14 protein-coding genes are annotated in these 14309 nt (G+C 68.1%); 12 read left to right on the forward strand and 2 right to left on the reverse strand.

Annotated elements, in window-relative coordinates; all coding sequences use genetic code 11:
* The first annotated feature begins 63 nt into the window (after nucleotides 1-63).
* The gene (locus AB4Z18_RS16345; protein ID WP_441783791.1) at nucleotides 64-288 is read left to right on the forward strand and encodes a hypothetical protein; all 225 of its coding nucleotides are present in this window, start codon (nucleotides 64-66) and stop codon (nucleotides 286-288) included.
* A 15-nt stretch (nucleotides 289-303) separates the two neighbouring features.
* Here AB4Z18_RS16345 and AB4Z18_RS16350 read toward each other — a convergent pair whose 3' ends face one another.
* Nucleotides 304-1443, reverse strand: coding sequence for a mannose-1-phosphate guanylyltransferase (locus AB4Z18_RS16350; RefSeq protein WP_441783792.1), 1140 nt, complete (start codon nucleotides 1441-1443; stop codon nucleotides 304-306).
* A 74-nt stretch (nucleotides 1444-1517) separates the two neighbouring features.
* Here AB4Z18_RS16350 and AB4Z18_RS16355 point away from each other — a divergent pair, with 74 nt between their 5' ends.
* The 11 genes from AB4Z18_RS16355 to AB4Z18_RS16405 all read left to right on the forward strand — a co-directional run bounded on the left by AB4Z18_RS16355 (nucleotide 1518) and on the right by AB4Z18_RS16405 (nucleotide 13090).
* Nucleotides 1518-2696: a glycosyltransferase family 4 protein gene (locus tag AB4Z18_RS16355; protein ID WP_441783793.1), complete on the forward strand. Its 1179-nt coding sequence runs from the start codon at nucleotides 1518-1520 to the stop codon at nucleotides 2694-2696.
* Nucleotides 2697-2761: 65 nt separating this feature from the next.
* On the forward strand, nucleotides 2762-3889 hold the full coding sequence (locus tag AB4Z18_RS16360; RefSeq protein ID WP_441783794.1) for a magnesium and cobalt transport protein CorA: 1128 nt from the start codon (nucleotides 2762-2764) through the stop codon (nucleotides 3887-3889).
* 177 nt (nucleotides 3890-4066) lie between these two features.
* Nucleotides 4067-5149 carry a BMP family lipoprotein gene (locus tag AB4Z18_RS16365; RefSeq protein WP_441783795.1) on the forward strand — a complete coding sequence of 361 codons (1083 nt, stop codon included), beginning with the start codon at nucleotides 4067-4069 and terminating at the stop codon, nucleotides 5147-5149.
* A gap of 213 nt (nucleotides 5150-5362) precedes the next feature.
* Nucleotides 5363-6883, forward strand: coding sequence for an ABC transporter ATP-binding protein (locus AB4Z18_RS16370; RefSeq protein ID WP_441783796.1), 1521 nt, complete (start codon nucleotides 5363-5365; stop codon nucleotides 6881-6883).
* Nucleotides 6880-8166 carry an ABC transporter permease gene (locus AB4Z18_RS16375; protein ID WP_441783797.1) on the forward strand — a complete coding sequence of 429 codons (1287 nt, stop codon included), beginning with the start codon at nucleotides 6880-6882 and terminating at the stop codon, nucleotides 8164-8166. The genes AB4Z18_RS16370 and AB4Z18_RS16375 overlap by 4 nt, the downstream gene beginning before the upstream one ends.
* On the forward strand, nucleotides 8163-9455 hold the full coding sequence (locus AB4Z18_RS16380) for an ABC transporter permease (protein ID WP_441783798.1): 1293 nt from the start codon (nucleotides 8163-8165) through the stop codon (nucleotides 9453-9455). The genes AB4Z18_RS16375 and AB4Z18_RS16380 overlap by 4 nt, the downstream gene beginning before the upstream one ends.
* Nucleotides 9452-9871: a cytidine deaminase gene (locus tag AB4Z18_RS16385; protein ID WP_441783799.1), complete on the forward strand. Its 420-nt coding sequence runs from the start codon at nucleotides 9452-9454 to the stop codon at nucleotides 9869-9871. The genes AB4Z18_RS16380 and AB4Z18_RS16385 overlap by 4 nt, the downstream gene beginning before the upstream one ends.
* 13 nt (nucleotides 9872-9884) lie before the next feature.
* Complete coding sequence (locus AB4Z18_RS16390) at nucleotides 9885-11192, forward strand: thymidine phosphorylase (RefSeq protein ID WP_441783800.1); 1308 nt, start codon at nucleotides 9885-9887, stop codon at nucleotides 11190-11192.
* Nucleotides 11193-11202: 10 nt separating this feature from the next.
* Nucleotides 11203-12321, forward strand: a complete 1119-nt coding sequence (locus AB4Z18_RS16395; protein WP_441783801.1) for an adenosine deaminase — start codon at nucleotides 11203-11205, stop codon at nucleotides 12319-12321.
* Between the two features lie 24 nt (nucleotides 12322-12345).
* Entirely contained in the window at nucleotides 12346-12804 is a 459-nt protein-coding gene (locus AB4Z18_RS16400; protein ID WP_441783802.1) for a PTS sugar transporter subunit IIA, read from the forward strand.
* Nucleotides 12805-12817: 13 nt separating this feature from the next.
* Nucleotides 12818-13090: a PTS sugar transporter subunit IIB gene (locus AB4Z18_RS16405; RefSeq protein ID WP_441783803.1), complete on the forward strand. Its 273-nt coding sequence runs from the start codon at nucleotides 12818-12820 to the stop codon at nucleotides 13088-13090.
* 4 nt (nucleotides 13091-13094) lie between these two features.
* On the opposite strand, the gene AB4Z18_RS16410 is transcribed toward AB4Z18_RS16405, so the two are convergent.
* Nucleotides 13095-14273 (reverse strand): Fic family protein, encoded by a 1179-nt coding sequence (locus AB4Z18_RS16410; protein ID WP_441783804.1) that lies wholly within the window; start codon nucleotides 14271-14273, stop codon nucleotides 13095-13097.
* Between the last annotated feature and the right edge of the window lie 36 nt (nucleotides 14274-14309).

A 14309-nucleotide genomic window follows, 5' to 3' on the forward strand; every position in this document is an offset into this window, starting at 1 on the left:
TTATCTCGACGTCGAGATAACCCGCCCTGTACGCCAGCGACCCCGCGGCGTACCGTCCAGCGCATGACACAGGACGAACCGATCATGCACGGCAGCACCGAGGCGAGCGACGAATCGAAGGTCGCCGGCATCGTCGAGCAGGTGCGGGCGGACGTCCAGCTGCGGGACTCCGAGGAGCCCGAGCCGCTGCTGCGGGAGCGGCTCGACCAGGTCGGCATCGCGCTCTCCGACGAGAGGGTCGCGGAGCTCGTCGCCGAGATCCGGAACGGTCCGTCGGCCGTCGACTGAGCCAGGTGGACGAGCTCAGAGAACGTCGGTGGAGCCGGTGAGCTTGAGCGCATCCACCACCGCTTTCACCCGCTGGGCGTTCTCGCTCGTCGTCACGAGGAGCGCGTCAGGCGTGTCGACGACGACGATGTCCTTCACGCCGATGAGGCTGATCACCCGGTTGCTGTGGCTGACCACGATCCCGGTGGACGCGTCGGAGAGCACCCGGGCGTTCTCGCCGAGGATCGCGAGATCCGACTTGCGGCCGCCGGAGTTCAGCTTGGCGAGCGATGCGAAGTCGCCGATGTCGTCCCAGTCGAAGTAGCCGGGGATGACGGCGAGCCGGCCGGCCGCGGCCGCGGGCTCGGCGACCGTGTAGTCGATCGCGATCTTCTCCAGGCCCGGCCAGATCCGGTCGACGGCGGGCCCGCGGGTGGCCGGGTCGTCCCAGGCCTCGGCGAGCTCCAGGAGGCCCGCCAGCAGCTCCGGCTTGTTGCGCCCGATCTCCTCCAGCAGCCGGTCGGCGCGGGAGATGAACATGCTCGCGTTCCAGAGGTACGAGCCGTCGGCGACGTACCGCTCGGCCGTCGCCAGGTCCGGCTTCTCCTTGAAGGAGTCGACCGTGAGCGCGCTGGGCGCGCCGGCGACATCCAGGCGATCGCCGAAGTGGATGTAGCCGAAGCCGACCGCGGGTTCGGTCGGCTGGATGCCGATCGTCGTGATGTAGCCGGCCTCGGCTGCGGCAGCCGCCTCGCGCACCGCCGACTGGAACAGCGGGAGGTTGTTGATGACGTGGTCGGCCGCGAACGACCCGATGATGACCCCGGGCTCCCGGCGCTCCAGGATGGCGGCGGCCAGACCGATGGCCGCGGTGGAGTCGCGCGGCTCCGACTCGAGCACCACGTTCGGGTCGGTCAGATCCGGCAGCTGCTGCTCGACCGCGAGACGGTGGGCGCGCCCGGTGACGACCATGATGCGCTGTTCGCCCGAGAGCGGGGCCAGCCGGTCCCAGGTGTCGCGCAGCAGCGTCTGGCCAGATCCCGTCAGATCGTGCAGGAACTTGGGCGCGTCCGCCCGCGACAGGGGCCACAGCCGCGAGCCGATCCCGCCGGCCGGGATCACGCTGTAGAAGCGCTCGATGGGCGTGCCCTGGCTGATCCTGCGCTTCTGAGTCATGCCGAAAGGATACCGAGCCGTCCCGGACACCGGTTGTTCACGGTCACGACACCGGGGACTCCTAGCGTGAGGTCATGCGGGTCGCGGTGGTCAGCGAGAGCTTCCTCCCCACAGTCAACGGGGTCACGACGAGCGTGCTGCGGGTGCTCGACCAGCTGGCGGCCGAAGGGCACGAGGCGATCGTGGTCTGCCCGGATGCGGGGGCGCCGGCCGAGTACGCCGGATTCCGCATCCACCAGGTGCCGTCGGTCGCCTACCGGCAGTTCCCCGTGGGGCTGCCGAGCCCGCAGGTGCAGCGCATCCTCGCCGGCTTCCGCCCGGACGTGCTGCACGCCGCATCCCCCTTCCTGCTCGGAGCGCAGGCGATCGCGGCGGCCAACCGTCTCGGTGTGCCGTCCGTCGCGATCTACCAGACCGACGTGGCCGGCTTCGCCCGCCGCAACGGCCTCGGGATGACCTCCGCCATCGCCTGGAAGTACGTCCGCTGGGTGCACCAGGGCGCCGACCTGACGCTGGCGCCCTCCGCCGCGAGCGAGTACGACCTACGGATCGCCGGCGTCACGAGGGTGGCCCGCTGGGGACGCGGTGTGGACCTGGAGCGGTACCACCCCAATAAGAGGAGGACGCCGGCTGCGGCGGCGCTCCGAGAACGGCTCTCGCCCGACGGCGAGACGGTCGTCGGTTACGTCGGACGCATCGCGCCCGAGAAGCAGGTGGAGCGACTTCGCGCGCTGCGAGGGATCGGGGGAGTGTCGCTGGCGATCGTCGGAGACGGTCCGTCACGCGACGCGGTCGCCCGCGAACTGCGCGGCATCCCGGTGACCTGGCTCGGGCGGCTCGGGGGCGAGGAGCTCGCTGCCGCGTACGCCGCCTTCGACGTGTTCGCCCACACCGGTGCGGAGGAGACCTTCGGGCAGACCGTGCAGGAGGCGCACGCCTCCGGCCTCCCGGTCGTCGCGCCGCGCGCCGGCGGCCCGATCGACCTGGTCGAGCACGGCGTCGACGGGCTGCTGATCCGCCCATCGGACGACCGATCGCTGCGCGCGGCGGTTTCGATGCTGGTCAGCGACGGGGCACTCCGGCGCAGGATGGGGGAGGCGGGTCGGCGCGCGGTGCTCGGCCGCAGCTGGGACGTCGTCTGCGGCGAGCTCCTGCGTCACTACGAGCGCGTCATCCTGAACGCTGTCGCAGACGCCGCGTCGCCCGGCGCGCCCGGTGTCCAGCCGGTCGCGGGTTCGCGAGCGTACAGTTAGGTGGCCCCAGCGGGCCACCGGAGTCCTGCTCCTCGCACCCGTCCTCTGAACCCTGGAGGTGACCGATGGCCAACATGAACCGACGCGGCATCCCGATGCCCTTCGTGACGCGCACTCGCCGGGTCGAGCCTCCCTCCACCGTCGCAACGCCGGCCCCTGCTGCGGGCAGGCGGGCCAGCATGGTCGACAGCGCGATCTACGCGGACGGAGTGCGGGTCGCGTCCCCGACGAACCTGGCGGAGACCTACGCGGCGCTCGACCGCACGCCGGGCGGGGTCGCCTGGATCGGCCTCTACCGGCCGACCGAGCAGGAGCTGCTGTCGCTGTCGGAGGAGTTCAACCTCCACCCGCTCGCGATCGAGGACGCCATCGTCGCCCACCAGCGGCCGAAGCTCGAGCGCTACGACACCGTCCTCTTCGTCGTGCTGAAGGCCGCCAACTACCTCGACGTGCCGGAAGAGGTCGACTTCGGCGAACTGCACCTCTTCGTCGGCCGCAACTTCGTCATCACGGTCCGCCACAGCGAGTCGCCCGACCTGTCGCACGTGCGCCAGCGGATGGAAGGGGAGCCCGAGCTGCTCGCCCTCGGCCCGCAGGCCATCCTCTACGCGATCATCGACGCGGTGGTGGATGCGTACAGCCCGGTCGTCGCGGGCCTTGCGAACGACATCGACGAGATCGAGACGCAGGTCTTCGGCGGCGACGCCCTGGTCTCCCGCCGCATCTACGAGCTGTCGCGCGAGGTCATCGACTTCCAGCGCGCAACGCATCCCCTCTCGGCGGTGATGCTGGCGCTGGAGCGCGGGTCGGCGAAGTACGGGGTGACGCAGGAGCTCGAACGCCGCCTGCGCGACGTGGCGGACCACCTCACACAGGTCAACGAGCGCGTGGACGGGTTCCGCTACCTGCTGCGCGACATCCTGACCGTGAACTCCACGCTGGTGTCCGAGCGCCAGAACGAGGAGATGACGCGGCTGGCGCACTCCAGCAACCGTCAGGGCGAGGAGGTCAAGAAGATCTCCTCCTGGGCGGCCATCCTGTTCGCGCCCACGCTCATCGCAAGCATTTACGGGATGAACTTCACGCACATGCCGGAACTCAGCTGGCCGCTGGGCTACCCGCTCGCGGTCCTCGCGATGGTCGGGTTGAGCGGCCTGCTCTACTCGATCTTCAAGCGGCGCGGCTGGCTCTGACGCCCCTCCCGAACGGGGTACGCGCTGCTCGAATGAGCACGTGCCATTCGGGTGAGCGTTTGTAACGCTTGCATGAAGAAGCCGGATTTTCGAACGGCGTGGTTCGTCACATTCGGTAACGTGAACCGCAGATTGCCCCGATTACCCGCGGAGGCAACGCATCTTGGAGGAACAACCTTGACAATCACAGCCCGTAAGGCCGGCCTCGTCGGCCTGGCGGCGATCGGCGTCATGTCGCTGCTCGCTGCGTGCTCGGCTGCCCCGTCGGACAGCTCGTCCGGAGGAGCCGCGAAGAGCGACTTCACCCCCTGCATGGTCTCCGACTCCGGTGGATTCGACGATCACTCGTTCAACCAGCTCGGCTACGAGGGGCTGCAGCAGGCCGCCAAGTCGCTCGACGTGAAGTACAAGCAGGCCGAGTCGAAGAGCGAGAACGACTTCGCTCCGAACATCGACAGCATGGTCAACGCGAACTGCAACCTCATCGTGACGGTCGGCTTCCTTCTCAAGGACGCGACGGAGAAGGCCGCGAAGGCGAACCCGGACGTCAACTTCGCCATCATCGATGACAACGAGATCCAGGCGAAGAACGTCAAGCCGATCATCTTCGACACGGCCCAGGCCGCGTTCCTCGCCGGCTACAGCGCCGCGAGCTACTCGAAGACCGGCATCGTCGGCACCTTCGGCGGCATGCAGATCCCGACGGTCACCATCTTCATGGACGGCTTCGCCGATGGCGTGAAGTACTTCAACGACCAGAAGGGCAAGTCGGTCAAGGTCGTCGGCTGGGACGTCGACAAGCAGAACGGCTCCTTCACCGGTGGGTTCGACGCCAACGAGACGGCGAAGAACACCGCTCAGGGCATCATCGACCAGAACGCCGACGTGATCATGCCGGTCGGCGGTCCGATCTACCAGTCGGCCGCTCAGGCGATCAAGGACTCGGGCAAGCCGATCGCGATGATCGGTGTCGACGCCGACGTCTTCCAGTCCGACCCGACCGTGAAGGACCTGCTCCTCACCTCGGTCATGAAGGGCATGAAGCCGGCGACGAACGATGTCGTCACGCAGGCGGCCAAGGGCAAGTTCGACAGCACCCCGTACGTGGGCACGCTGAAGAACGACGGCGTGGGCCTCGCACCGTTCCACGACTTCGAGTCGAAGGTCGACGCGGGCCTGAAGGGCGAGCTGGACAAGATCAAGGCCGGCATCATCGACGGCTCGATCAAGGTCACCTCGCCCTCGTCGCCCAAGCAGTAACCAGCGACGAGAACGATCCGACGGGGAGGTCAGCCACGGCTGGCCTCCCTGTTCCGTTCGCCCAGCGCCTCGTGCTCGTTTGTGCACACACTGACAAATGCGCAAAAAGGTAATGTGATGATGCGCATCGTGGCCACGAGCCGACCCGCGCGCCCTCTCCGTGAAGCAGACTCAGTGCTCACCACGGGCGAGTAGAGAAGGAAGCCCACCCGAATGAAGCTCGAACTCCGCGGCATCACCAAGCGGTTCGGTGCCCTGGTCGCCAACGACCACATCGATCTCACGGTCGAACCCGGCGAGATCCACTGTCTGCTCGGCGAGAACGGCGCAGGCAAGTCCACCCTGATGAACGTGCTCTACGGCTTCTACCAGGCCGACGAGGGCGAGATCCTGCTGGACGACGTCGTCCAGCGCTTCTCCGGCCCCGGTGATGCCATGAAGGCCGGCATCGGGATGGTGCACCAGCACTTCATGCTGATCCCCGTCTTCACTGTCGCCGAGAACGTCATGCTCGGCCACGAGCAAACCAAGTTCGGCGGCCGCCTCGACCTGAACGCGGCCCGCGCGCAGGTTCGCGAGATCTCCGCACGCTTCGGCTTCGACGTCGACCCGGATGCGCTGGTCGAAGACCTGCCGGTCGGCGTGCAGCAGCGCGTGGAGATCATCAAGGCGCTGTCCCAGAACGCCAAGGTGCTCGTCTTCGACGAGCCCACCGCGGTGCTGACCCCGCAGGAGACCGACGAGCTGATGGCGATCATGCGCCAGCTCAAGGAGCAGGGCACCGCGATCATCTTCATCACCCACAAGCTGCGCGAGGTGCGCGAGGTGGCGGACCGCATTACGGTCATCCGCCTCGGCAAGGTCATCGGCGAGGCCGAACCCACCGCGACCAACGTCGAACTCGCTTCGATGATGGTCGGCCGTGCGGTGTCGCTGACGGTCGAGAAGCAGGCGGCAACGCCGGGTGCGCCCGCGCTGGTCGTGAAGGACCTGTCGGTCATCGACGCGATCGGGCAGATCGTCGTCAACAACGTCAGCTTCGAGGTGCGCGCGGGGGAAATCCTCGCCATCGCCGGCGTGCAGGGCAACGGCCAGACCGAGCTGACGGAGGCCATCATCGGCCTCCAGCTGCGGGTCCAGGGCGAGATCCTGCTCGAGGGCAAGCCCATCCAGGGTCACAGCGTCCGCAAGGTGCTCGACGAGGGCGTCGGGTTCATCCCTGAGGACCGCAACGAGGACGGCCTGGTCGGCGAGTTCAGCATCCAGGAGAACCTGATGCTCGACCGCTCGACGGGCGACCCGTTCGTGAAGAACGGCAACATCCAGTTCTCCTATTTGAAGGACTTCGCCACCGAGAAGGTGCACGAGTTCGACGTGCGCACCCAATCCATCGACACCAAGGTCGGTCGTCTCTCGGGCGGCAACGCTCAGAAGGTCGTGCTCGCGCGCGAGCTGAGCCGGGACCTCCGCCTGTTCGTGGCGGCGCAGCCGACCCGCGGCCTCGACGTCGGCTCGATCGAGTTCGTCCACAAGCGCATCGTCGAGACGCGCGATTCGGGCGTGCCCGTCATCGTCGTCTCGACCGAGCTGGATGAGGTGGCCGCGCTCGCCGACCGCATCGCCGTGATGTACCGCGGCGGAATCGTAGGAATCGTGCCGGGGAACACGTCGCGTGACGTCCTCGGCCTCATGATGGCCGGCGAGTCGCCGGAGCAGGCAGGAGCAGCAGCATGACCGGGACCGACACGGCGCCGGCCCAGCCCGTCGAGCCGGGGAAGCCGGCGCCCGCACCGGGCCACGACGAGGAGCCCTCGCGCTGGAACCAGGCGGTCCGCGAGATCATGAGCGGACCGGTGGTCATCTCCATCCTCGCCGTCGTGCTGGCGCTGATCGTCGGAGCCGTCCTCATCGCGGTGACGGACCCCGAGGTCCAGCGCACGGCCGGGTACTTCTTCGCCCGCCCGGGTGACACGTTCTCGGCAATCTGGTCGTCGGTGTCCAATGCCTACGTCTCCATGTTCCAGGGCGCGATCTACAACTTCCGCCGGCCGACGTTCTCCGCCGGCATCCGCCCCCTGACCGAGACGCTGGCCTTCGCCACGCCGCTCATCGTCAGCGGTCTCGGTGTGGCACTGGCATTCCGCGTCGGCCTGTTCAACATCGGTGGTCAGGGACAGATCCTCATCGCCGCCGCAGCTGCGGCCTGGGTCGGATTCTCGTTCGACCTGCCCCCCGTCCTCCACCTGGTGCTCGCGGTGATCGCGGGCATCGTCGGCGGAGCGGTCTGGGCCGGCATCGTCGGGCTGCTGAAGGCACGGACCGGTGCGCACGAGGTGATCGTGACGATCATGCTCAACTACATCGCGTTCTACCTGATCTCGTACATGCTCCGCACGAAGGGGCTGCTGCAGGCGCCGGGCTCGAACAACCCGAAGGCGCCCGCGATCCACCCCAACGCCGTCTTCCCGCCGCTGTTCGGCGAGCAGTACAACCTGACGTGGGCGTTCGTCCTCGTCATCGTCGCGACCGTCTTCGTCTGGTGGCTGATCAACCGGTCGAGCCTCGGCTTCCGCTTCCGAGCGGTCGGTGAGAACCCGAACGCCGCCCGCGTCGCCGGCATCAACGTCAAGAACATCTACGTCTACGCCATGCTGATCGCGGGTGGCCTGATCGGCATCACCGGCGCGAGCCAGGCGCTGGGCGTCTTCCCGCAGGGCATCAGCTCGGGGGTGGATGCGGGCCTCGGCTTCGACGCGATCACCGTCGCCCTGCTCGGCCGTTCGCGGCCCGGAGGCGTGTTCGTCGCCGGCCTGCTCTTCGGAGCCCTCAAGGCCGGTGGCTACACCATCCAGGCCGCCAACGACATCCCGATCGACATCGTCCTCATCCTGCAGTCGCTCATCGTCCTGTTCGTAGCGGCCCCGCCGCTCGTGCGGGCGATCTTCCGGCTGCCGGCGCCCGGGAGTTCGCCCCGGAGACCGCGTCCCATCGTCACGAAGGAGGTGGAGGCCAAGTGAGCACCACCGCCCCCGTCGTTCCCGACTCCTCGCCGATCGTCCTCGAGAAGGCGGAGATCCGCTCCTGGAAGGCCCCGATCGCCTTCGGCGTCTTCGTCCTGATCAGCCTGATCCTGTTCTTCGGTTTCGGCCGTCACGGTGAGAGCACCTTCCGGTTCTCGGAGAACTCGGATGCGATCAAGCTGCCCACGGTCACCGTGGACACCTTCGTGACCACGACCGTCGTCACCATCCTGCTGCTGGCCATCACGGCGTGGAGCGCGTACCTGTCGTACCGCGCACGGAAGACGCCGATCTGGCTGGTCATCGTCTTCTCGCTCCTGTTCATGATCGCCTTCCTCGCCTGGGCCGACTCCGGCAGCCCGTACCCGGTGCCGGTGACGGGCCTGCTGCTCGGCACGATCTCCCTCGCGGTGCCCCTCGTCTTCGGCGCGCTCGGAGGCGTCGTCTCGGAGCGTGGCGGTGTCGTCAACGTGGCGATCGAGGGCCAGCTCCTCGCCGGCGCGTTCGTCTCGGCGATGACCGCGACGCTCACCGGCAGCTGGGTGGTCGGACTGGTCGCCGCGATGATCGCGGGCGTGCTCGTCTCGTTCCTGCTGGCCGCGTTCGGGATCAAGTACCTGGTCGACCAGGTGATCGTCGGCGTCGTGCTCAACGTGCTGGTGATCGGACTCACGAGCTTCCTCTACTCGAAGGTGCTCGCCGGCAACCCGCAGCTGCTGAACCACCCGCCGCGACTGCCGAACTGGCCCATCCCGGTGCTCAGTGAGATTCCCGTCATCGGCAAGGTGCTGTTCGACCAGTCGATCATCGAGTACCTGATGTACATCGCGGTGTTCCTGGTCTGGTTCGGCCTGTTCAAGACCCGCTGGGGCCTGCGCCTCCGGTCAGTCGGCGAGCACCCGGAGGCCGCGGACACCGTCGGCATCAACGTCAACCGCACGCGGTTCTGGAACGTGTCGCTCGCCGGCGCGATAGCCGGCCTCGGTGGCGCGTACTACACGCTCGGCTCGGTCGGCGCGTTCTCCAAGGAGATGACCGCGGGTCAGGGCTTCATCGCCCTGGCGGCCGTGATCTTCGGCCGCTGGGACCCGATCCGCGCCACGCTCGCTGCACTCCTGTTCGGGTTCGCGACGAACCTGCAGAACGTGCTCAGCATCATCGGCTCGCCCGTGCCGAGCGAGTTCATGCTGATGCTGCCGTACATCGTGACCATCTTCGCGGTGGCCGGACTCGTGGGCCTGTCCCGCGCGCCCGCCGCCGACGGCAAGCCCTACATCAAGTCATGAGCGACGCGATCGACTGGGAGGCGCTGCGCGAGGCCGCGACCGTGGCCATGACGCACGCCTACGCCCCGTACTCCGGATTCCCCGTGGGCGCCGCGGCGCTGGTGGACGACGGCCGGATCGTCACCGGCTGCAACGTCGAGAACGCCAGCTACGGCGTCACGCTGTGCGCCGAGTGCGGGCTGGTGTCGTCCCTGGCGATGACCGGCGGTGGCCACCTCGTCGCCTTCACCTGTGTGAACGGCGACGGCGACATCCTGATGCCCTGCGGCCGCTGCCGCCAGCTGCTCTACGAGCACTCGGCCGAGGGGATGCTGCTGCAGACCGTCTCCGGGATCCGCACGATCGACCAGGTGCTGCCCGATGCCTTCGGGCCGCGCCAGCTCGCCGCCTACGCGGCCGAGCACGACAACGACTGAACAGGAACACCTCGTGACCGATCATGCAGGAGAGGTCGAGGCGTTCGACGCCGTCGACCTGATCAGGACCAAGCGCGACCGCGGCGAGCTGAGCACCGCGGAGATCGGTTGGCTGATCGACGCGTACACGCGTGGCTACGTGGGCGACGAGCAGATGTCGGCCATGACCATGGCGATCTTCCTCAATGGGATGACGCGTCGCGAGATCAAGGACCTGACGCTCGCGATGATCGCGTCGGGCGAGCGGATGGACTTCTCGGGACTGGGCAAGCCGACCGCCGACAAGCACTCCACCGGCGGTGTCGGCGACAAGATCACCCTCCCGCTGATGCCGCTCGTCGCCACCTTCGGCGTCGCCGTCCCGCAGCTCTCCGGCCGAGGCCTCGGCCACACCGGCGGCACGCTCGACAAGCTGGAGAGCATCCCCGGCTGGCGCGCCAACCTCAGCAACGCGGAGATGTTCGCGCAGCTGCAGAACGAGGGCGGCGTCATCTGCGCCGCCGGTTCCGGGCTCGCGCCGGCCGATGGCAAGCTGTACGCGCTGCGCGACATCACCGGGACGGTCGAGGCCATTCCGCTCATCGCGTCCTCGATCATGTCGAAGAAGATCGCGGAGGGGACGAGCGCCTTGGTGCTGGACGTGAAGTTCGGCTCCGGCGCGTTCCTCAAGGACATCGAGCGCTCGCGCGAGCTCGCCCGCACCATGGTGGAGCTGGGCCGGGATGCGGGGGTCGCGACCTCCGCGCTGCTCACCGACATGAACGTCCCGCTCGGCCTCGCGATCGGAAACGCGAACGAGGTGCGGGAGTCCGTCGAGGTGCTCGCCGGCGGCGGGCCCGCCGACATCGTCGAGCTGACCGTGGCGCTGGCCCGAGAGATGCTGGCCCTCGCCGGCCGCCCGGACGAGGACGTCGAGGCCGCGCTGAAGGACGGCCGGGCGATGGACAAGTGGCGCGAGGTCATCCGCGCCCAGGGCGGCGACCCGGATGCGGCGCTGCCGGTCGCGAAGGAGACGCACACCGTCGTCGCCGAGCAGGACGGCATCCTGGTCGAGCAGCAGGCGCTGCCGTTCGGCATCGCCGCTTGGCGCCTCGGAGCCGGTCGCGCGCGCAAGCAGGACCCGGTGCAGCACGCCGCCGGAATCGACCTGCACGCGAAGCCCGGGGACGAGGTCCGGAAGGGTCAGCCGCTGTTCACCCTCTCCGCCGACGAGCCCGCCCGCTTCGAGCGCGCGTTCGAGGCGCTGGAGGGCGCGTACCGCATCGCGGAGCCGGGGACCCCCTTCGAGCGCGGCCCGCTGATCGCCGACCGCATCGCCTAGGGTTGGAATCATGAGCGACGCCTGGAACGAGTACACGCTGGCCGACGGCACCGAGATCCGGCCGCTGCCGAAGGTCTCCCTGCACGACCACCTCGACGGCGGGCTGCGGCCCGCGACCGTCTTGGAACTGGGCGAGGCCATCGGCCTGGAACTGCCCGCACAGGATGCGACCGAGCTCGGCCGCTGGTTCGCAGCGAAGTCGAACTCCGGCTCGCTCGTGGAGTACCTCAAGACCTTCGACCTGACGACGGCTGTGATGCAGACCCGTGAGGGCCTCGTCCGCGTCGCCCGCGAGTTCGTTCAGGACCTCGGCTCGGATGGCGTCGTCTACGGCGAGGTCCGCTGGGCTCCCGAGCAGCACCTCGGCGGCGGCCTGACCCTCGACGAGACGGTCGAGGCAGTTCAGGAGGGCATCGACCAGGGCATCGACGACGTGCGTGGTTCCGGTAGCCGCATCCGCGTCGGGCAGCTCGTGACCGCAATGCGCCACAACGACCGCGGCCTCGAGATCGCGGAACTCGCCGTGCGGCACCGCGACCGAGGGGTGGTCGGCTTCGACATCGCCGGTCCGGAGGCAGGCTTCCCGGCCTCCAACCACCGTGCAGCTTTCGACTACCTGGCCTCCGAGTTCTTCCCCGCGACCGTCCACGCCGGCGAGGCCGACGGCCTGGACAGCATCCGGAGCGCCATCCTCGACGGCCGCGCGCTGCGCCTCGGCCACGGTGTGCGTCTCGCCGAAGACATCACCGTGGAACGTCAGGACGACGAGAACACCTACGTCACCCTCGGGACGCTGTCGCAGTGGGTGAAGGACCGCGAGATCGCCCTCGAGACGAGCCCGACGTCGAACCTGCAGACCGGGGCCATCGCGGCCTGGGGGAACGACATCCTGGACCACCCGTTCGACCTGCTGTACCAGCTCGGCTTCCGCGTCACGGTGAACACCGACAACCGCCTGATGAGCGGGACGACGCTGACGCGCGAACTGAGCATCCTCGCAGACGCCTTCGCCTACGACCGGACCGATCTGGAGATCTTCCAGCTGAACGCCGCGGCCGGGGCCTTCCTGCCCCTCGAGGAGCGCGAGGAGCTGGCAGAGATCATCACAGCAGGTTTCGAGGGTTCGTAAGGCGCCTGGCGCTACGCTGAAGATATGTCACTGCCACCGCTGCCTGATTCCGCCATCACCGTCGGCGCGCACGCCGTCGACTGGCGTCAGGCCGTGGAATTGGCGGGTGAGGCACTGGCCCGTTCCGGTGCGACGGAGCAGGGCTACGCACAGCGGATGATCCAGGTGATCGAGGAGTTCGGCGCCTACATCGTGATCGCTCCGGGCCTCGCCCTGGCGCATGCCCGGCCCGGCCCCGACGTGAACTCGGACGGCCTGTCCGTCGTCACGCTCGACGAGCCGGTCGTCTTCGGGCACCCGCATAACGACCCCGTCTCGGTGGTCCTCGGTCTCGCCGTCTCGACGCCCGAGGCGCACGTGACGAGCGTGGCCGAATTGGCCAACGTCTTCAATGACCCGGAGGCCATCCCTGCCCTCGCAGCGGCGGCCGACGTGGCCGACGTCCAGCGCATCCTCACGCTGAGCGAGGAGTCGTCTCGATGAGAGGGACCGACCGGTGAAGATCGTCGCCATCTGCGGGGTGGGCGTCGGCACGTCCGGCATCCTGAAGGTCAACGCCGAGCGCGTGCTCGACCGGCTGGGGATCGACGCCGACGTCACCGCGTCGGACGCCGCCCACATTGCCGATGCAGCAGCGGATGCGCAGGTCGTCCTGACCTCGCCGGAGCTGGTCGACCGCATCGGCCGGACCAACGCCGACGTGATCGTCGTACAGAACTACTTCGACCTGGAGGAGCTCGAGCGCAAGCTCGACGAGGCTCTCGGCTGAGGGCTCACGGTCGCTGACGACGTCCAGTCCGCTCGGCGAACGCCGCGAGGGCGTCCAGCACATCGGCATTGATCCAGGTGCGATTGCGCCTGGCAGAACTGCCGGCAGCCAGGATTCCGCGTTCGACCAGCACGCTCAGGCCGTTGGCAACCGCCGGGCGGCTGGCCCCACTTACTGTGAGCCCTGTGGCGACATTGAGCACGGGATATTCGATCGACAGCTCAGCCAACCTTCGCGCGACAGCATCCGCGCGGACGCCGGAGAGCTTGTCCTCCCACCGTCGTTGCGCGTCGTCGATGTCGCGGGCGAGTTGTTCCGAATTTCCCACACCGACGAGGGATGCTTGGGCGAAAATCCGGACGATCGGCTCGGGGTCACCCCCCCGGTAGCCGGTGAGGGCGCCGAAGTACCCTTCGATGTCCGTGAGAAGGCCCGCCGAGACGGGAACGGCGAGGTGCCGGAGCACTCCGCTGTGCCGCAGCATCGAGTGGACGAGAGCCCGGCCGGTACGGCCGTTGCCATCGGGGAACGGGTGAATGGTCTCGAATTGGGCGTGCGCGATCGCTGCCTGGGCGAGTGGCGGCAGGTCGACGCGACGGGCGAACGCGATGAGGTCGTCCATTGCTGCTTGCACACGATCGTGGTGCGGGGGCACGAAGCCGGCGGAGTGCGGCAGCTGACCACCTATCCAGACCTGCTCGTGGCGGTACTCGCCCGTCATGTGCGGATTCGACTCGGTCAACAGGGCGTGGTGCATCGCGATGATCGATTCGTTGCTGATGCTGTCCGCCAGGGCCAGGGCCGCCTCCATCGCGCGTACGTTGTTGACCACCAGCTGCGCATTTCCCTCGGTGCGCTCACCGATGACCGCTTCGGCGATCGCGCGCGGACCGGCGGTGAGGTGCTCGATCTGCGAGCTGGACGCCGACTCGGTGCGGAGAAGGATCGGGGAGAACGGAGCAAGGAAGCGTGATCGCTCGGCATCGAAGCGGACGAGTTCGCGCGTCGCATCATCCGCCTCCGAGAGTACGTCGGCATGCAGGCCGAGCTCGGCGTCTCTGATCGACGCGGGGATGGCCGCTTCATACGGTTGCCGCCTCAGCAGCTGCATGCGCCGCGACGCGTACTCACGTGCCGCAGCCGCAGGCAGACTACGAGACTCGTAGCTGACCTCGATCGACATCCTTTCATCCCCTCCGCTCTTACGAAAGGTTAGCAG

The organism is Leifsonia sp. 2TAF2, assembly GCF_052115085.1.
In the GTDB taxonomy this organism is placed as follows: Bacteria; Actinomycetota; Actinomycetes; order Actinomycetales; family Microbacteriaceae; genus Leifsonia.